This is a genomic window from Methylorubrum suomiense, from assembly GCF_022179765.1.
GTDB classification, from domain to species: Bacteria; Pseudomonadota; Alphaproteobacteria; order Rhizobiales; family Beijerinckiaceae; genus Methylobacterium; species Methylobacterium suomiense.
Genome location: NZ_BPRE01000013.1, coordinates 106,048 through 122,869 on the forward strand (window position 1 = coordinate 106,048; position 16,822 = coordinate 122,869).

The 16,822-nt window shown below is 63.7% G+C and carries 22 protein-coding genes; all 22 read left to right on the forward strand.

The window, feature by feature from the left end:
* Nucleotides 1-332: 332 nt before the first annotated feature.
* Nucleotides 333-587 carry a hypothetical protein gene (locus MFF26_RS19095; RefSeq protein WP_238308347.1) on the forward strand — a complete coding sequence of 85 codons (255 nt, stop codon included), beginning with the start codon at nucleotides 333-335 and terminating at the stop codon, nucleotides 585-587.
* A gap of 13 nt (nucleotides 588-600) precedes the next feature.
* Complete coding sequence (locus tag MFF26_RS19100; protein WP_238308348.1) at nucleotides 601-1,290, forward strand: terminase small subunit; 690 nt, start codon at nucleotides 601-603, stop codon at nucleotides 1,288-1,290.
* A gap of 2 nt (nucleotides 1,291-1,292) precedes the next feature.
* Nucleotides 1,293-2,621, forward strand: coding sequence for a phage terminase large subunit (locus MFF26_RS19105; RefSeq protein ID WP_238308349.1), 1,329 nt, complete (start codon nucleotides 1,293-1,295; stop codon nucleotides 2,619-2,621).
* Nucleotides 2,622-2,878: 257 nt separating this feature from the next.
* Nucleotides 2,879-3,694 (forward strand): hypothetical protein, encoded by an 816-nt coding sequence (locus MFF26_RS19110; protein WP_238308350.1) that lies wholly within the window; start codon nucleotides 2,879-2,881, stop codon nucleotides 3,692-3,694.
* 162 nt (nucleotides 3,695-3,856) lie between these two features.
* Nucleotides 3,857-4,858, forward strand: a complete 1,002-nt coding sequence (locus tag MFF26_RS19115) for a phage portal protein (protein ID WP_238308351.1) — start codon at nucleotides 3,857-3,859, stop codon at nucleotides 4,856-4,858.
* A gap of 163 nt (nucleotides 4,859-5,021) precedes the next feature.
* Entirely contained in the window at nucleotides 5,022-5,228 is a 207-nt protein-coding gene (locus tag MFF26_RS19120; RefSeq protein WP_238308352.1) for a hypothetical protein, read from the forward strand.
* Between the two features lie 451 nt (nucleotides 5,229-5,679).
* A complete protein-coding gene (locus MFF26_RS19125) occupies nucleotides 5,680-5,937 on the forward strand; it encodes a hypothetical protein (protein ID WP_238308353.1) in 258 nt (85 codons plus the stop codon).
* 27 nt (nucleotides 5,938-5,964) lie between these two features.
* The gene (locus MFF26_RS19130) at nucleotides 5,965-6,258 is read left to right on the forward strand and encodes a hypothetical protein (protein WP_238308354.1); all 294 of its coding nucleotides are present in this window, start codon (nucleotides 5,965-5,967) and stop codon (nucleotides 6,256-6,258) included.
* Nucleotides 6,255-7,490, forward strand: a complete 1,236-nt coding sequence (locus tag MFF26_RS19135; protein ID WP_238308355.1) for an AAA family ATPase — start codon at nucleotides 6,255-6,257, stop codon at nucleotides 7,488-7,490. Before MFF26_RS19130 ends, MFF26_RS19135 begins: the two co-directional genes overlap by 4 nt.
* A 396-nt stretch (nucleotides 7,491-7,886) precedes the next feature.
* The gene (locus tag MFF26_RS19140; RefSeq protein ID WP_283207414.1) at nucleotides 7,887-8,624 is read left to right on the forward strand and encodes a recombinase family protein; all 738 of its coding nucleotides are present in this window, start codon (nucleotides 7,887-7,889) and stop codon (nucleotides 8,622-8,624) included.
* A gap of 73 nt (nucleotides 8,625-8,697) precedes the next feature.
* Nucleotides 8,698-8,892 (forward strand): hypothetical protein, encoded by a 195-nt coding sequence (locus tag MFF26_RS19145; protein WP_238308357.1) that lies wholly within the window; start codon nucleotides 8,698-8,700, stop codon nucleotides 8,890-8,892.
* A complete protein-coding gene (locus MFF26_RS19150) occupies nucleotides 8,889-9,125 on the forward strand; it encodes a hypothetical protein (protein WP_238308358.1) in 237 nt (78 codons plus the stop codon). Before MFF26_RS19145 ends, MFF26_RS19150 begins: the two co-directional genes overlap by 4 nt.
* The gene (locus tag MFF26_RS19155; RefSeq protein WP_238308359.1) at nucleotides 9,122-9,343 is read left to right on the forward strand and encodes a hypothetical protein; all 222 of its coding nucleotides are present in this window, start codon (nucleotides 9,122-9,124) and stop codon (nucleotides 9,341-9,343) included. The genes MFF26_RS19150 and MFF26_RS19155 overlap by 4 nt, the downstream gene beginning before the upstream one ends.
* Nucleotides 9,344-9,362: 19 nt before the next feature.
* Nucleotides 9,363-10,061, forward strand: a complete 699-nt coding sequence (locus tag MFF26_RS19160; protein ID WP_238308360.1) for a hypothetical protein — start codon at nucleotides 9,363-9,365, stop codon at nucleotides 10,059-10,061.
* A gap of 78 nt (nucleotides 10,062-10,139) precedes the next feature.
* Nucleotides 10,140-10,697 (forward strand): hypothetical protein, encoded by a 558-nt coding sequence (locus MFF26_RS19165; protein WP_238308361.1) that lies wholly within the window; start codon nucleotides 10,140-10,142, stop codon nucleotides 10,695-10,697.
* Between the two features lie 10 nt (nucleotides 10,698-10,707).
* Nucleotides 10,708-11,076, forward strand: coding sequence for a hypothetical protein (locus MFF26_RS19170; RefSeq protein WP_238308362.1), 369 nt, complete (start codon nucleotides 10,708-10,710; stop codon nucleotides 11,074-11,076).
* Nucleotides 11,077-11,081: 5 nt separating this feature from the next.
* Complete coding sequence (locus tag MFF26_RS19175) at nucleotides 11,082-12,596, forward strand: terminase large subunit domain-containing protein (protein WP_238308363.1); 1,515 nt, start codon at nucleotides 11,082-11,084, stop codon at nucleotides 12,594-12,596.
* 47 nt (nucleotides 12,597-12,643) lie between these two features.
* Nucleotides 12,644-12,874 (forward strand): helix-turn-helix domain-containing protein, encoded by a 231-nt coding sequence (locus MFF26_RS19180; RefSeq protein WP_238308364.1) that lies wholly within the window; start codon nucleotides 12,644-12,646, stop codon nucleotides 12,872-12,874.
* Nucleotides 12,875-12,959: 85 nt separating this feature from the next.
* Nucleotides 12,960-13,160, forward strand: a complete 201-nt coding sequence (locus MFF26_RS19185) for a hypothetical protein (protein WP_238308365.1) — start codon at nucleotides 12,960-12,962, stop codon at nucleotides 13,158-13,160.
* A gap of 1 nt (nucleotide 13,161) precedes the next feature.
* Nucleotides 13,162-13,551: a phage tail assembly chaperone gene (locus MFF26_RS19190; RefSeq protein ID WP_238308366.1), complete on the forward strand. Its 390-nt coding sequence runs from the start codon at nucleotides 13,162-13,164 to the stop codon at nucleotides 13,549-13,551.
* 262 nt (nucleotides 13,552-13,813) lie between these two features.
* The gene (locus tag MFF26_RS19195; protein ID WP_238308367.1) at nucleotides 13,814-15,757 is read left to right on the forward strand and encodes a phage tail tape measure protein; all 1,944 of its coding nucleotides are present in this window, start codon (nucleotides 13,814-13,816) and stop codon (nucleotides 15,755-15,757) included.
* A gap of 8 nt (nucleotides 15,758-15,765) precedes the next feature.
* Nucleotides 15,766-16,821, forward strand: a complete 1,056-nt coding sequence (locus tag MFF26_RS19200) for a DUF2213 domain-containing protein (RefSeq protein WP_283207415.1) — start codon at nucleotides 15,766-15,768, stop codon at nucleotides 16,819-16,821.
* Nucleotide 16,822: the final 1 nt, after the last annotated feature.

A 16,822-nucleotide genomic window follows, 5' to 3' on the forward strand; every position in this document is an offset into this window, starting at 1 on the left:
GACATCCTGAGATGATCCGCTGGTTCAAGTCCCTGTTCGCATGGCGAACTATCCGACAGATGGGCGTCTACGCCTACCAACAGAACGCGGTCACCGGTAAGCGTCGCGCGGTTCGCCTGACCATGGGCTGTCATAGCCCGATTGACGAGAACTGGCTGGCAACTGGCGAGTGGTCCGAGGGTCGGCGCCCACCCCCGCCGTCTGCGCTGCGTCCCGCCCCTCGGATGGGCTTTTGACCGCCACTTTCGTCCTCGTCTACGCCCTGATCCTTGCGGCCCTCTTCGCCCTCGGCCTCACCGCTGAACGCCTCCCCTAGCACATAGGCCATCACCATGGGCTCAGAGACCGAGCCGAAGACCAAGGTGATGAAGCGCATTCCGATCACGGCCGCCCGTCACATCGCCGAGACGTACGGATACGACCAAGTCATCATCTACGCTCGCAAGGTCGGCGCTGACCCTGACCCGTACGGCGAGCATCTGACGACCTACGGTGTGACCAAGGCTCATTGCGGCGCCATCGCCAAGATCGGCGACTATCTCAAGCGGGTCATGGGCTGGGAGCCGCAGCAGGACACCGCGCAGTAGGCGCGAGACACCCATGGCCTTTACCGACAAACAGGCGCGCTTCGTTGAGGAATACCTCGTTGACGTAAACGCCACCCAGGCCGCGATCCGCGCCGGGTACAGCAAGGCAACGGCCTATTCCGTTGGCCAAGAGAACCTGAAGAAACCTGAAGTCGCCGCTGCTATCGCCGAGGCGCAGAAAGCCCGTTCCGAGCGCACCAAGATCACCGCGGACGACGTGCTCGCGTTCTGGCACAGCGTCGGCACCGCGGACCCCAACGAGGTCGTCCAGTACCGCCGCGGCTGCTGTCGCTACTGCTACGGCGAGTATCACCTCTATCAGTTCACTGCCGCCGAGCTGGCCCGAGCGCAGGCGACGGCGTCCAAGGACAAGCCCTACAAGGGCGACCGAGATCACATCGTCTCGCTGGATGAGCATGGCGGCATCGGGTTCGATGCCAAGCGCGATCCGCATCCCGACTGCCCCGAATGCTTCGGCGAGGGTGTTGGCCGGATGCATGCCCTGGACAGCCGAAAGCTGACGGGATCGGCGAAGCTGCTCTATCGCGGCGCCAAGTACACGAAGGACGGTTTGGAGATCCAGATGGAGGACCGGGCCAAGGCCTGGGAGAACGTCGCCAAGCACCTCGGCATGTTCACCGAGAAGCTTGAGGTCTCTGGCAACATGGTCCTCAACGTGACGCGGGACGACGCAGAGCTTTAGCCGTGCAGACGCGGCTGACAGCCAAACAACAGGAAGCCAACCGCCTTCTCGGCAGCCCCGCCCGCAATGTCATGCTTCGGGGCGGATCCCGGTCAGGCAAGACGTTCCTGCTGGTCCGTGCGGTCATTCAGCGAGCGATCAACGCGCCCGGCTCGCGGCACGCCATCTTCCGGTTCCGGTTCAACCACGCCAAAACGTCGGTGTGGTCGGACACGATGCCCAAGGTGCTCAAGCTCTGCTTCGCGGGGCTGCGCGCCCGGTTCGACAAGACCGACTTCTTCCTCGCCCTGCCGAACGGGTCGCAGATCTGGATCGGCGGCCTTGACGACAAGGAGCGGGTCGAGAAGATCCTCGGTCAGGAGTACGCGACGCTCTACTTCAACGAGAGCAGCCAGATCCCGTGGGGGTCGGTCGAGACGGCGATGTCCCGCTTGGCGCAGCGCTGTGAGTTGGATCCGGCGATCGCCAAGGCCACGGGCCGCGCGTTCCTGAGCCTCAAGGCCTACTTTGACTGCAACCCGCCGTCGAAGCTGCATTGGAGCTACCAGCTTTTCCGGTCCAAGGTGAAGCCGGGCACGAAGGAGGCCCTGCCGAACCCCGCCGACTACGTGGAGATGAAGGTCAACCCGGCCGACAACGCCGAGAACCTGCCCTCCGAGTATTTCGACGTGCTGGCCTCCATGTCGGCGGCGCGTCGCCTTCGGTTCGAGGCCGGTGAGTGGGCGAGCGAGGTCAACGGCGCGCTCTGGTCGCTGGAGGACCGCAAGGCCCCCGACGGCAAGACGATGCCGGGCATCGACAGCCAGCGGGTCGCGCAAGCCCCTGAGATGCGCCGCATCGTGGTTTCGGTGGATCCGTCCGGAACCCGAGGCGACGGCGGCGGGGACGACATCGGTATCATCGTCGCGGGTCTCGGCCTGGATGGGCGGGCCTACGTTCTCGCGGACGGCTCCGTGAACCTGTCCCCGGAAGGGTGGGGACGTAGAGCGGTCGATCTCTACCACCGCTACAACGCGGATCGGATCATCGGCGAGCGCAACTACGGCGGCGACATGGTTCGCTTCACCGTGGCTACCGCAGACCGCACGGCAGCGTTCAAGGAGGTGGTCGCCACGCGCGGCAAGGCGGTTCGAGCCGAGCCCGTGTCCGCACTCTACGAGCAAGGCAGGGTCAGCCACGTCGGCGACCTGCCGGATCTGGAAGACCAACTCTGCAACTTCACGCCGACCGGCTTCGTCGGCGAGGGGTCGCCTGACCGGGCCGACGCTCTGGTGTGGGCGCTCACCGACTTGATGATCGTCGGGGGCCCTTCCACCATGGACCTTCTCTGATGGCCTGTCAGTCTTGCCAGAAAGCCCGTCAGGCGGCGTCTGCCTCGTTCAAGGCTCTGGTCATGGGCGATGGGCGTTCGGCCGCTGGCGAGGCCTCCAAGGCGATTTCCGCAATTGCCGAGAAGGTGGAGGCGTCCCGCGTTCGGGCGATCCTCACGAGGCGGTAGGGCCAAAATCGCCTCCAATGCGATATCGCTTGTTGACCCGTATCCGATGTCGGATTAGGTTTCAATCAGATATCGGATTGGAGCCTGTTCATGGATCAATCATACGTCGATGCCGCCGCAGCGGTCGAAGGCGTCGCCCAGGAGCTTGAGGGCATCGGTCGTTCAGGCTCTGCGAAGATGCTTCGCAATGCTTTCGACGCGCTGCTCGGCGTGGATGAGGCGGCGGACTTGCCACCGGCAGATGACGCCACCCGTCGCACCGTAGTTCAGGCTTGGGATCGGTATCGACAGGGCGTGGGCGCAACCGAGGTCGCGGATTTGAAGCGTGAGAACGCGGACCTCATAGCGCGCAACTTCGCTTGCGGGCAGCAGCTTGAGGAGATGAGCGACGCGCTGATGATCGCCGAGCGGGATGTGAGTGAGGCCGCCCGCGATGTGCTGGCCGATAGGCGACGACAGATTGAGGTAGAAGGCTGGACGCCGGAGCATGATGACGCCCACAACGGCGGGCAACTTGCGGCGGCGGCGGCGGCCTATGCGACCGCCGGTCGGCAGCTTGATGCGCTCGGCGGTCCCGGCCCCTTATGGCCCTGGGAGCTTCAGTGGTGGAAGCCGCGATCTTACCGCGACAACCTCGTGAAGGCCGGAGCCCTGATCCTCGCTGAGATTGAGCGGCTGGACCGGAGGCGCCTGCAAGTTTCGGCTGGGCGAGAGAATAGCGAGACCTATGAAAAGGCCCGCGCCATTGCCGAGGCTGCCGCCAATCGGTGGGATAAGTTCAGCGATACCGCTGGGGTGCGCTGGCTGACTGACGCGATCATGGAGTTTGGCGCTCTACCTCGCGACGATGGCCGGTGCATGTGCGCCGCCTGCCGAGATGCACGAGAGCGAACTAAACCCGCATGAAGGCGGCTCTGCGCTGTGTGGGGCTACGCGCCGCCTTCATGCTCTCGATGGGCCGATCAACCCGATTTTCCCGTGTGGTGTCCGGCCCGATGGATCACTCATCAGCCCGATGTTCCCGATACCCCAAATTTGTCAAGCGCCTGACGAGCTGAAAGGGTCGCCATGCTCGTCAACGACGGCCTCGCCAACATCGTCGCCAACCTCGGCACGGCGAAGGACAAGGCTTCCGCCACCACATGGTACGTCCGGCCTCACACGCCGGAGCAGTTCGAGGCCATGTACCGCTCGGGCTGGCTTGGTCGGAAGATCATCGACATCCCGGTGGACGATGCCACCCGTCGGTGGCGCGGCTGGACCGGGGAAGAGGACTTCGTGGAGGCGTTCGAGGCGCAGGAGAAGCGCTTCGGTGTCCAGGCCAAGTGTGCCGCTGCCAAGCGGTGGGGTCGCCTCTACGGATCGGCCGCTATCATCGTCGGCGTAAACCCGCGCCTCGGTGAGCCGTCCGAACCGCTCGACGTGTCGAAGATGCGACCGGGCGACCTGAACTACCTCCACGTCGATGTCGGCCCTCGGCTGCTGATCGACACGTGGGAAGCCGACATCGCCTCGCCGCTGTTCGGCCAGCCCAAGACCTATATGTACCGGCCGGTGGTGCGCGGCGGGCTTGCCGCTCTCGGCGCTGAGGTTCGGATCCACGCGTCTCGGGTGCTGCCGTTCGTCGGCGCCCCGCTGCCTCCGATGTTCGCTCAGACCACGAACACGTGGGGCGACAGCATCTTCACGGCGATCGAGGACACGCTGAACACGTCCGGCACGGTGTCGTCGGTCATCGCCTCGCTACTGCACGAGGCCAAAGTCGATGTGTTCGAAGTCGATCTCAGCGGGATCGGCACTCCAGATGGCGAAGCCCGGATCGTCAAGCGGTTCCAACTCGCCAACATGCTGAAGGCGATCAACAACGCCTTGCTGCTCGGCAAGGACGAGAAGTATCACCAGCGCACATACCAATTCGGCGGCCTCTCGGACATCCACATCCGGGCCATGCAGGAGATCTCGGGCGCGGCCGACATTCCGGTGACGCGATTGCTCGGTCAGGCCCCCGCCGGGCTGCAATCGACCGGCGAAAGCGATCTGAGGAACTACTACGAAACTCTCTGTAGCTAAGTGTATGTTATCGTTCAAGAAAGGGCGCTTCTTGGTGCCCTTTTTTGTTGTCCAAGCGGGGACAGGGACGGACAACTAAAGTGCTGAGGGTACAAGATAATTCACGTTTGCCCGGCCGGGCCGTGGCGCACGGTTGCGCAAGAATGGTGCAAGAGGCCATGCGATGACGGATCAAGATAGCGACGTGCTGACTGGCTATGAGGCCATCGGAAAGTTCCTGGGTTGGACGGCCCGACAGGCAAAACACCGCGCCCTGTCTGGCGACCTGCCGACCTTCAAGTTTGGCCGCACGCCTTGCGCGACGAAGTCGGCTTTAAGGGCCTATCTTGCCAAGCGCATGACGCAGGCTGAGGCGTCGGTACGCCAGTAGAGTTTCCGGCCGGTTCATCCGGCCAGACTGAGACGCCGGGCTGTGCATTGAGGGCGCAGCGGCTCGCCCAACAACGGGAACCCGACCTCTGCGCCCGGCCCGCCTCGACAGAGCGCGTCAATCGGCAGTCAAGGTTGGGGAAGCCGCACCTAATTCTAACACCGGGGCCGTTCTCCAGAGGGCGCGCGATCCGTCCGCAAACGGCACTCGACCTCCGGGGCCCCGGCAGATGCATCGCATCGAGACCGGCCAAGGTCGGGAAGATCGCACCTATCACCATGGGGTCACGAATGGCCGAAAGCCCTGCCGGGGCCATCGCCCGGCTACGTCTCGCCCTCGCACAAGTGGATGCAGACAGCCCGGCGGCGGCGGCCTATCGAGCGGCCATCGCCCGGCACGAAACCGAGGCGCGTGCGGCGGCCCTCGCCGCGACGCATCGGCCGGTGGTTCGATGATCCCCGCCGCCGACCAATGGGGTCCGTTCGCCCTCGACCTTCGTCCCGGCGAGCGGATGGCCCGGCTGCGGTGCCTGCGCGCCGTCGTCCACCTGACGTGCGGCCCGCGCGGCGACGACCTGTCCGACAAGCTGCGACGCGCCGAGGTTTCGACCGTTGGCCCCGTCGTCGTCCTAGCCGCCCTCAACGCTCTTGATCCGCTCGACCGCCGCCGGGTTCTGGCGAGCTACGCCGCGATCAACCGCCCGGTTTAGACCAGGGCGAAAGGCTTCCCGATCATGATGCCTGAACCCCGCGCTCCGGCTCCGGCCGGAACGGTTGACGAGTTGCGCGAAGTCGCAGCCGAGCAGCTGGCCTTGACGGCTTTTCACTCGACGCTCGCCGTAGACCAATTCTCAGTCTTGGCCGATGCCGGGGCGCTCTACAATGCGCGGCGCGCGGTGGCGCATATTCGCCATGCCGTCGCCACGTTGAAGCTCATGGAGGAAGCCGTTTCCAAGGCGGCCACGGAAGCCGAGCAACGGCGCGCAGAACGCGGGCTCAACGGTCGCCAGCGTAGAGGGGAACGCGCATGAAGGGCGCCCCCTTGGACCCGTGGCCGCCGCTAGAGGAAGAGGTTCCGGCCGCTCCGGCGCGCCCCTCGCAAACCAAACCGGCCGGCATCCAGGCGCGGCGTTTCGAGTGGATCGACCCCGCCGAAATCCCCCGCCGGGAATGGCTCCTAGGCCGCCATCTCATCCGCAAGTTCATCTCGGCGACCATCAGTCCGGGCGGCGTCGGCAAGTCGTCGCTCGCCATCGCCGAGGCGCTATCGCTCGCGACGGGCCGCAACCTCATCGGGCAGCAGCCGTTCGGCCGGCGCCGGGTGTGGTACGTCAACCTTGAAGACCCCTATGACGAGTTACAGCGGCGCGTCATCGCCACGGCGTTGCACTACGGGATCGACCCCGCCGACCTCGACGGGTTCCTCTATGTCAACTCGGGCCGGGACGGCGGCATCGTCGTCGCGCGACAGGAACGGAGCGGCATCGTATTGGCCGAGCCGGTTCTTGAGAACCTGCGGACCGACATTCTCGGCAAGATGATCGATTGCATGATGGTCGATCCGTTCGTGTCCTGTCATGAGGTGGACGAGAACAGCAACGGGGCGATCAACGCCGTCGCCACGGCATGGGCCGACCTTGCCGACCGGACCGAGATTGCGATCGATCTCATTCACCATTCGAAAAAGACCGGCGGCAACGAAGTCCAAGTTGAGGATGCACGCGGGGCTTCGGCGCTCTTGTCCAAGGCCCGCGCCGGCAGGGTTCTCAACGTTATGTCGAAGGAAGAGGCCGAGCGCGCCGGCATCGAGAACCGCCGCTCGCACTTCCGGGTGGACAGCGGCAAGGCCAATCTCGCCCCGGCATCGTCCGACGCGGCAACGTGGTTCAAGCTGGAAAGCGTCATGCTGCCGAACGGCGGGAAGGTGAAGGGCATCCCCCTCGACGGCGATAGCGTTGGCGTCGTCACCGCATGGCAATGGCCGGATGCCATGGAGGCCGTCACTGTCTCGCACCTGCGGGAGGTTCAGCGGCGCATGGCGCAAAGCGGCCCGTGGCGCGAGAGCGTTCAGTCGCCCGATTGGATCGGAAACCTCATCGGCGAAGTCATGGGCTTGGACCCGACCGCACCGAAGGACCGAAACACGATCAAGACCGCGCTCAAGGCTTGGCTCGCATCCGGCATGGTCAAGGTTAAGACCATCCAAGACGAGAGCCGTAAGGCCCGCAAATGCGTGGTGGTGGGAGAACTCGCGACGGACTGAAAACCGGGCCTTTGCGCCGCTCCACTACTCCACTCTCCCTAAAGGGAGGTGGAGCAAGTGGCGCACTGGCGCAGAATTGGCCGAAACGCGCCAGTGCGCCAGTCTGCGACACTCCACTTTGCAAGGTGGCGCAAGTGGTGCGGAACGTGGGTATTTGGCTAGACGGTAGCGGTTGAACGGTGGCGGGATCGCACCGGGTCCGAAAAGGCATATCGGAAATCCGATAGGGCAGGGCGCCATATAGCAGGGGTTCGGGAATAGGGATTGGGGATCACCGCGCGCGTCCCGTGGGAAGCTCATTCTTTCGGGCCTCGCCGAAGCCGCCCCTTGCTTGCTCCACCTTGAGGGCTTACAACTCCGGCAACGTTCGTTGCCCGAAACGTAAGGCCCCCTCAAATGCCCAAGAATTTCGTCGCTTACTACAGGGTTTCGACCGAGCGGCAGGGCCGATCTGGGCTTGGAATGGACGCGCAGCGGGAGGCGGTTGCCGCCTATCTCAACGGCGGCAAATGGCACATCATCGCGGAGCATGTGGAGGTTGAGAGCGGCCGGAACGCCGACCGTCCCGCCCTCGACGCGGCCCTTGCCGAGGCCCGCTTGCATCGCGCCCCGCTCATCGTCGCCAAGGTGGACCGGCTCACGCGATCCGTCGCCTTCCTGTCCAAGTTGCTAGAAAGCGGCGTTGAAGTCCGGTTCTGCGACCTCCCGCAGGTGGAAGGCCCGGCGGGGCGGTTCATGCTCAACCAAATGGTCGCCGTCGCGGAGCTTGAGGCCGGGTTGATCTCAGCACGGACGCGATCCGCGCTCGCTAGCAAGCGGCGGTTCTATCAGGGGCTCACGGACGACGAGCGCGCCGCGTTGGCCGCCCAAGGCAAGGCAACGGGCCTAGGCGGCAAGCGCAGCACCGTCCTAACCGACGAGGCCCGCAAGGCTGGAACGGCGCGCAGGGCCGCCAAGGCGACGGATCGCGCCCGCGATCTTGCCCCGACCATCGCCAGCCTGAGAGCGGCCGGCATCACGTCCGCAACGGGCCTTGCCAAGGCTTTGACGGAACGCGGCATCCCGACTGCGCGCGGTTCCGACAAGTGGACGACCGTTCAAGTCCAGCGGGTCTTGTCCCGCCTCGACGCTTAGCCGTCCCGCTCCGGGGCGGCCCGCCGGAATTGTCGCCAAGTTGGCGACATCTCGGCCCTAAAGGGGAAGCCCCATGACAGACCAGCCCCGGCCCCTCGCCGAAATCGCGCGCGAGGCGATGCAGCGAACGTTCTTCGACTTGCTCGCCGTCGAGTTGCCGCCACACATCGCCGAGGCGTTGGTAGAGTCCGCTTTCGACGCCATCGGCGACGCCGCAATCCGGCACCTGTCCGTCATCGAAGTCACCGAGGCGGACGCCAACCTATGACCGCCGAAACCGTGGACATCGACGCGGCCCGGCTCGCCCGGTTCATCCTGCCATCCCTGACGGACAAGACCTTCGGCGTTGCCTATCGAGCGATCCAGCGCGCGAGCATGGAAGCCATCGGCGACAACTTGGACGACGCGCACGCCGAGGCCGTGACCTTCGCCGTCCTGTCTGCCCTGTCGGATCACTATGCGACCCTCGCCGCTCACATCCGGCCGGAGGCCAGCCCATGAGCGCGCTACAGCCTCCCGAGACGGCGCCCCTAGGCGTCAACGTCACCGTCCTGGCGAGCGACAACCGCCGGGAACAATGGTTCCCCGACTGCAAGCGGTTCTTCACGCTCGGCACGCCGCGTTTCATCGGCGTTCCTGACGGCTGGCATGTTCGCGGATGGATCAATCCCACCGCGACGGCCGAAGAGCCTGCCGGCGAGCCTCCTAGCCGCTCCTAGCCGCATTCCAGAGGACAGCATGACCGACACAACCGCCCCCATCGGGCCGGGCGTTCCCGCTTGGCCGGACGACGAGAACCCGCCGCCGCATCCCGCGTATCGACCTTTCATCAACATCATTCACGAACACGGCTGCGACCTGTCGGACGTGATCTTGGGCCGGTTCTTCAATTGGGCCGCCAAGACCGCCCCGAACTTCCTGCCGGCATGGGGTCCGATCGATATGGCCCCGACAACCGGCATGGTGGACTTGTACGCCGTCACCGCGTCCGCCCTCGACGGCTCGACCATCGGCGCGCGGTTCCCCGAATGCACGCGCGCCATCAACGAAGAGAGCGGATGGGATGGCCTCCCGCCCGGCTGGCGCGCGACGCACTACATGCACATGCCGATGGGACCGGAAGGCCCCGACAGCCTTCCCGCCGGTTCGGAGGTAGCGTGTCGGTTCGGCCCGAACACTCGCGCCCGCGCGATGATCCTGGCGCGCATCTTCGCCGCTCATGGCCTCGCCCTGCCGTCAGAACGCGCCGTGACGCTCCTAGCGGCCTTCCTGGCTGGCGAGCGCGGCGAGGCGTCGGGATTGCCGCCCTTGGCCGCCGACACCTCTCCTGAGGCCATTGCGGCGGCATGGAAGGCTGCGGGCGTGCCTGAGTTCCTGCCGGAAGCCGACGCCGCCGTTGCCGCCCTATGGGGGCCGCGCGGGTCCGACCCGGCCTAACCCCTCACCCCCCCCTTCGTCCCGCCGCTCGCGCCCGGCTGGCCGTCCTATGTCTCGGCGCCTCGAAAGACATCGACCATGGCTGACTTCCTCAAGACCTACGGCACGATTGGTGGGTTCACGCTCACGCAGCGGTCCCGGCCCTTCGTTCCGGCGGACTACGGCAACTTCCCCTTCACCGTCCCGACCAGCCCGTTTCCCACCATCGTCTACGTCCTGACTGTGACCAAGGGCGCCACGGTGACGGACGTTGCTCTGGAACCGGCGAACGACGTGTTCACCCTCAACGGCAGTCCCGCCTTGGACCGGCGGGCGCAAATCATCCTGACGACCTTCGCGGCCATCGGCGCGCAGGTGGCGCTCGGCGATCCCACCACGCCGATCATCGCCAACCCGAACGGCTCCGGCGCCTATGTCCGCATTGTCGATCTTGTCCCCGGCACGCCGGTTCCGCCGGGCTCCGGGGTTCGGATCAGCGGTTCCACCGATCCGTTCAAGCTCAAGCTGGCGAACGGCGGCGTCATCGAGTTGACGCGCGACGCGGCCGACAGCGCCGGGTCCATCTTCAACGGCCTCGCCGTGGTGGATGCCGTCACGCCGCTTCCGACCGGCGGCAAGGTGCAAATCCTCTATTGAGGCCGCACCGATGCCGCTCAAATCCAAGGCTGCGCGGCACCGATCGGCGCTGAGCAACGGCACAACGCTGTTTCTCGGCGCCGTAGACGGCCGATCCGAGGCAGGCCGCCGCTATGCGGACCTTGTGGACGACCTGACGGCCGAACGCGGTGGGCGGGAAGCTCTGACGGTTGGACAGGCCGAAGCGATCCGCACCTATGCCGGGCTCGCGATCCTGCGGGATCGGATGCAGTCCGACCTTGTGACCGGCAAGGCGGTGGATCCCGAAGTCTTGGGCCAGATCGGCGACCGCATGGCGCGACAAGCCCGCATCATGGGTCCGGTGAAGCCTCCCGCCCGTCCAAGCCTTCGCGACTACGCGGCGAACAAAGGGAAGTAGGTGCAATGCGCTTTACCATGACGATGCGTGCCGCGTTGGAAGACCCCGAGATTTTCGGGACCGTCCTGCCGGGCGAGAGTTGGGCAGCGTGGCGCGTCGTCTTGATCGCGGCTAACGGCGAACCGCTGACGGACGACGAGCGCGCCATCTTCGCCGAGTTGACCGGGCGCGAGCGCGAGCCCGACGAGCCTTGCGACGAGGTTTGGGGCGTCGTTGGCCGCCGCGGCGGCAAGACGCGCGCCTTTGCCGTCGCCGCGGTCTATCGAGCCCTTCTAGTGGACTATACGGACTGCAACCTAGCACCAGGCCAGCGCTTCCGGCTCCCCGTCATCGCCGCAGTCAAAGAGCAGGCCGTTCAAGCGTTCCAGTACATCCTGGGCATCATTCAAGAAGTGCCGATGTTCGCTCAAGAACTCATGGGCGAACCGACCCAAGACACAATCCGACTGAGCAACAGGATTGATATTGTCGTGACGGCGGCGAACTTCAAAACCGTTCGCGGCCCGACGCTGATTGCCTGCATCTGTGACGAAATCGCATTCTGGCGGATCGAAGGACACGCCAATCCCGATAAGGAAATCTTGCGATCCATCCGCCCCGGCCTCGCGACGACCGGCGGCCCGCTTCTCGTTATGTCGAGCCCATACGCCAAAAAAGGCATTCTCTTCGAAACCTACAAAGAGAACTTTGGTCCAGATGGCGACCCCCGAGTTTTAGTGCTGCAAGCGCCGACCCTTCGGATGAATAGCAGCCTACCGCGACTGCGCCGCGACGTAGAAAAAGCCTACAGGGACGATCCTGAGTCCGCTAAGGCCGAGTACGGCGCGCAGTTCCGCGACGGCATTTCCGACTTCGTAAGCCCGGAGGTCGTGGACGCCTGTACCGACTTCGGCGTGGCCGAACGCGCCCCCGAACCCGGCATCACGTATCGGGCCTTCGTTGATCCGTCCGGCGGCACGGGGAAGGACGCCTTCACGCTCGCGATTGCGCACGAGGTAAAAGACCCGAAGACGAAAAAGCGAACGCAAATCCTTGACCTCGTTCGTGCGATAAAGCCGCCGTTCTCACCGTCCGGCGCCTGCGAGCAGTATGCGGAGATATTGAATAAATACAGACTGCATCAAGTAACTGGCGACAACTATGCCGACGAATGGCCCAAGGAAATGATGCGGGCCAATGGCATTAGCTATGAGAAGTCGGATAAGGTGAAAAACGCTATCTATGGCGCCTTCCTGCCGTTGCTCAACAGCCAATCCGTTCGATTGCTAGACCATCCCGAGATGCGCCGCGAGCTAGTGAATTTGGAGCGCAGCACATCACAGATGGGCCGCGATACAATCAACCATCCGAACAACGGACACGACGACCTCATAAACGCTGCGGCGGGCGCCTTGCTCGAATGCCAGACGAAGCGAAACATCTGGGAAGACATTATCGGCGACCCAAATAGCGAAGAGGACAAGGCCGCGTGGCGTGCCATTGAGTGGCAACAGCGTCTTGGTGGATATGGCTCTTGGTAGCCCGCCGAGCCCCGCGTGTTCTCCTACCTTGGATCCCCGCCGAGGCTATGAGTGTCGCCGAGGCCGCTGACTTCGCCCGCAGGAATGACCGCACCGTGCGCAATTGGGCGGCCTGCCATGACATCGGCCGCAAGATCGGCGGGGAGTGGGTGGTCTCGCGCGTCGCGTTGCTCATGTTCCTCGAAAGCGATAGCGCTGCGCTCGCTGCCTACCTCTCCGGCGACCGGACAGGCGATGTGGTAACAGCCTATTTCCGGCGGCTATCCGTGTCGATCTAAAGGAAAGATCGCCAAATTCGGAAAATCCGGAAAAGCCGGAAATCTCGACCTTTGCCGATCGATTGATCTGCGCCAGTCTAGACGCATGATCTCGACGCAACTTCCCCCGCCGCCCTTTGATGACGGGCGCGGGCTATACCCGGAACGATTGGCCGCCGCTGTCCCGCGCGGGTTCAACGATCTTGTGCGGGAAGCCGCCGGGATGGAAGGCGTCACCATCGCCGAGTTCGTGCGCCGCGCGCTCCTGCATCGCCTCGACCAAATGTCCAAAACGGAGAACCTGTAGCATGGCCGCCGAACGCAAGATCAACGGCAACCTCTACCGATCCGACATGCTGCCGGCCGAACAAGGGCTGGAACTGTTTCTGCGGGTGACAAAGGTATTCAAGGCGGCCCCCGAGTTGATGGGCGCGCTTGCCGCTGGCAAAAGCGATCAAGATGCGCCGGGCCGCTTCATGGCCTTAGTATTTAGCGACGACCTCGACCGGCAGGAAACCGGAGAATTGCTAAAAGACCTTGTGCGGACATGCCAATACAAGGCGCCAAGTGCAGGCTATGAGGAATGCATTATCGGCATTCGACCCGAGAAACTGGCCGAAGTCGTCAAGGTTGCTTGGTTCGCGATGGAGGTACAATTCAAGGATTTTTTGTCCGAAAGCCTGGAGCTAAAAGCGTAAGCTCCGGGAACGACAAGCCTATTTTATCCGCGCGAGAGTTCAGTGCTATTGCTCCGAACGTTGCCGAGAAAATGTATTTGTTTCGGCCGACGCCTGGGTTTGCCAATCCGCCTCTATGCGACATCCAGCAGCTTAGAACGGTCTACACGCTAGCAGACCTCGCCAACTTCCACGAAATCCTCGACATGCGGGAACTTGTTGAGGATAAGGCAAGACAGCAAGTGGAGCGCGATGCGCAGAACAATCGAAGGGGACGTCGGCGATGATAGTCGAAGAACTTGCGGCGAAACTTGGTTTCCGCGTCGGCGGTCTTTCAGAGGCGCAAAAGTTCATCAAGGTTCTTGAGCAGGTTCGCAAGACCGCCAAGGACGCTGGGCGCAGCATGGACACCGGCCTTACGGGTCGCAACTCCGGCCTTAGCCGGATCACGTCCGAAGCCGAGCGTGCGGCCAAGGCTATCCGACAAGCTCGCATGGAAGCCGAGAAGCTTTCACGGGTTCGCATCCAACCGGGCCGCTATGGTCCCGGCGGCGGCTACGGTCCCGGCGGCGGTATCCGTCCCACGCGGCATCCCGGCGGCGGTGGCGGCAATCTTGCCGAAGCTGGCCTTGCGGGTGCTGGCTTAGGCATGGGGCGCGTCGGCGTCGCGGCGGCGGCTGCCTATGGAACGGGCCGAGTGGCGCAGACAGCGCTCAAGTCATCCATGGATTTCGAGCGATCCATGATCGAGGTTGCCAAGGCAACGAATGCCGACGCCGCCGAGAGGAAACAGTACGAAAACGACATCCTTCGTCTGGCTCGCGACACTGGACAGAACAAAGAAGGCTTGGCCGGAATGCTGTCGCAGGCCGGCTTTGCTGGCGTTCCGAAAAAGGACCTCACTCAGTTTACAAAGTTTGGCGCCATGGCCTCCACGGCTTGGCAGACGACGCCGGAGGCAACCGGCCAATCCCTGGCCGAAATCAAAAACATCTATAAGGCAAGCCAAGAACGGCTCGAAGAAATCGGCAACCAGATCAACTATGCGGCCGACTCTTCGGCTTCAAAGGAAGTTGATCTCCTTGAAATCACGCGCCGCGTCGGCTCAACCGCTCAAACCGCAGGGCTTTCGGTTGGCGATCTCCTATCGATGGGCGCCAGCCTCAAGGAACGCGGCGTACAGACCGAGATTGCCGCGTCCGGTATTGAAGACTTCATTAACTTTATGAAGCTCGGCGAAAAGTATTCCGACGGCGCGGGCGAAGGACTAAAAAAGCTAGGCTATTCATCCGACAAACTTCGTAAATCTTTCGTCGCGATGCCGATGGAAACAATTATGAAGTTTTTAGACAAGATCGACAGCATCAAAGACCCGATGAAGCGAGCCGAGGCCTTGACCGGGATTTTCGGTAAGACCCGGCAGGATGACGTTGAGCGGTTGGCAAATTCTATCCAGAGCATCCGTGAGAATGCAGGGAAGTTCAACGACAAGAGCCAATACAGCGGCACGGTAAAATCGCAGTTCGAAGAACAGTTGAAAAATGATGTGTCTAAGATTGATCAAGCGACGCAACAGATTGACGTTGCGATGAAGCGTCTCGGCGATCCATTGAAGCAAGGACTTGGCTTTGTCGCCGAGAAGTTCAACAAGACAATGGATGCGATTGACGATCGTACATACAACAAGACCGCTAATTACAACGCTTATGACGAGTTGCCCGGCTTGGGGCATGTCGGTCAGACCGGTCCGGGCAAAAAGGCTATCGTGGTTCCCGCGATCTCGGCCGACAGCTTCCAAGAGCGCTTCGGCACGGGCACCATGTCCGGCCCGCGCATGTCCTTCCTGACTGGCAGTGGAGCCGGGATGCCGCGCGCATGGCGCACGAAGGGCGGCGGCCTGAGCTTGGGCTACGGCAACGTCGGAATGGATCCCGGCAACGCGCCAACCTTCGGCGCGAATAACTTCGGTTTGGGCGGGGTCGGCGGTTCGGGCAAGGGGCTCGATTGGGCCAACCGCTCGGCACAGCAAACCGTCCAGAACATCACCAACAACACCAACACCGGCAACGATCAGCGGACGCAGACCGCCCACGTGACCGTGAACGCGAGCGGTCTCGAGCAAGTCGGCGCCATGACCAGAGACGCCGTGCAGCGTGCCTTGTCTACGATGGGCGCATCAATTGTGAAGGGCAATTCGGGCGCAACTGGCGAAGCCAACGCACCATAGGAGACGACATGCTTAATCTATTCGACGCCGCACCGATCAGCACGCGCCGCAAGACTGGCGACGGCTACCTCGTGGCCGAGGCGCGGGCCGCGAGAACCGGGATACAGGTCTACAGCGGGGCCGAGGTTGGCCGCCCCGATCTCCAAGTGGTGCGCGTGCTGCGCCCGGAGAACGAGGTATTCGACAAGGCCAGCATGTCCACTTACGGGACGGCGCCGATCACGCTGGGACATCCGCCCGGCGGCGTCACGGCCGATACGTGGAAGCGCTTTGCTGTCGGTCACGTTGGCGAGGGCGTCGCCCGCGATGGCGAATACATCGCGCTCCCCCTCATCCTCAAGGACGCCGAGGCCATCCGCCAGCTTGAAGGCGGCACCCGAGAGTTGTCGGTAGGTTACAATTGCTCGCTCTCCTGGGCCCCTGGTAGCGCCAACGGTGAGACCTGGGACGCGGTGCAACAGGTGATCCGCGTAAATCACGTGGCCCTCGTTCCGCGCGGCCGGGCCGGTTCCGAGTGCCGAATTTCTGACGCCGCTCCCTCCATCACCGAAAGGGCTCACACTATGGCCGACAGCATCACCGTTCCGACGAACTTCCTCGACGCGATCCCGACGCACGACGCAGCGGCGGTGTCTACGATCATCGCCGACTTGCAGTCCAAGGAGGTGTTCCGGGTCCGCGATGCGGGTCGCCGGGCGCAAGACCTTTCGTGGAAGTTCGGCGCCGAGATGGGCCGATCCGGCACCTTCGACGCCGCGACCGCGCGCAACGGCTACGAGTTCTTGCAGGGGCTTTCGAAGATGGCCCCGGCCGTCGAAGCGCAGTTGATCGGTCGGTTCCTGCAAGGGGATCAGAGCATTAATCCCGGCTTCGATCCGCAGGCCGGCGAGAAGGCCCGCGCGAAGATGATGGAGGACAGCGCCAATGCCTGGCGCCGCCCGACCGGCTCGCATGTGGCGCAGGATGCGGCCCCGCCGCCGCCGCCGGCCATGTCAATGGATCGCGAGTCCGCTTACGCGCAGATGTGCGACGACCTTTCCAATGCCTGGAAGAAGGGCAAGTGAG

Coding starts and splice junctions, on each gene's coding strand:
- MFF26_RS19180 (WP_238308364.1), top strand. CDS start 12,644: ATGAGTGTCGCCGAGGCCGCTGACTTCGCCCGCAGGAATGACCGCACC.
- MFF26_RS19100 (WP_238308348.1), top strand. CDS start 601: ATGGCCTTTACCGACAAACAGGCGCGCTTCGTTGAGGAATACCTCGTT.
- MFF26_RS19140 (WP_283207414.1), top strand. CDS start 7,887: ATGCCCAAGAATTTCGTCGCTTACTACAGGGTTTCGACCGAGCGGCAG.
- MFF26_RS19175 (WP_238308363.1), top strand. CDS start 11,082: ATGCGCTTTACCATGACGATGCGTGCCGCGTTGGAAGACCCCGAGATT.
- MFF26_RS19095 (WP_238308347.1), top strand. CDS start 333: ATGGGCTCAGAGACCGAGCCGAAGACCAAGGTGATGAAGCGCATTCCG.
- MFF26_RS19200 (WP_283207415.1), top strand. CDS start 15,766: ATGCTTAATCTATTCGACGCCGCACCGATCAGCACGCGCCGCAAGACT.
- MFF26_RS19160 (WP_238308360.1), top strand. CDS start 9,363: ATGACCGACACAACCGCCCCCATCGGGCCGGGCGTTCCCGCTTGGCCG.
- MFF26_RS19195 (WP_238308367.1), top strand. CDS start 13,814: ATGATAGTCGAAGAACTTGCGGCGAAACTTGGTTTCCGCGTCGGCGGT.
- MFF26_RS19185 (WP_238308365.1), top strand. CDS start 12,960: ATGATCTCGACGCAACTTCCCCCGCCGCCCTTTGATGACGGGCGCGGG.
- MFF26_RS19145 (WP_238308357.1), top strand. CDS start 8,698: ATGACAGACCAGCCCCGGCCCCTCGCCGAAATCGCGCGCGAGGCGATG.
- MFF26_RS19165 (WP_238308361.1), top strand. CDS start 10,140: ATGGCTGACTTCCTCAAGACCTACGGCACGATTGGTGGGTTCACGCTC.
- MFF26_RS19120 (WP_238308352.1), top strand. CDS start 5,022: ATGACGGATCAAGATAGCGACGTGCTGACTGGCTATGAGGCCATCGGA.
- MFF26_RS19150 (WP_238308358.1), top strand. CDS start 8,889: ATGACCGCCGAAACCGTGGACATCGACGCGGCCCGGCTCGCCCGGTTC.
- MFF26_RS19170 (WP_238308362.1), top strand. CDS start 10,708: ATGCCGCTCAAATCCAAGGCTGCGCGGCACCGATCGGCGCTGAGCAAC.
- MFF26_RS19135 (WP_238308355.1), top strand. CDS start 6,255: ATGAAGGGCGCCCCCTTGGACCCGTGGCCGCCGCTAGAGGAAGAGGTT.
- MFF26_RS19125 (WP_238308353.1), top strand. CDS start 5,680: ATGATCCCCGCCGCCGACCAATGGGGTCCGTTCGCCCTCGACCTTCGT.
- MFF26_RS19130 (WP_238308354.1), top strand. CDS start 5,965: ATGCCTGAACCCCGCGCTCCGGCTCCGGCCGGAACGGTTGACGAGTTG.
- MFF26_RS19155 (WP_238308359.1), top strand. CDS start 9,122: ATGAGCGCGCTACAGCCTCCCGAGACGGCGCCCCTAGGCGTCAACGTC.
- MFF26_RS19190 (WP_238308366.1), top strand. CDS start 13,162: ATGGCCGCCGAACGCAAGATCAACGGCAACCTCTACCGATCCGACATG.
- MFF26_RS19110 (WP_238308350.1), top strand. CDS start 2,879: ATGGATCAATCATACGTCGATGCCGCCGCAGCGGTCGAAGGCGTCGCC.
- MFF26_RS19115 (WP_238308351.1), top strand. CDS start 3,857: ATGCTCGTCAACGACGGCCTCGCCAACATCGTCGCCAACCTCGGCACG.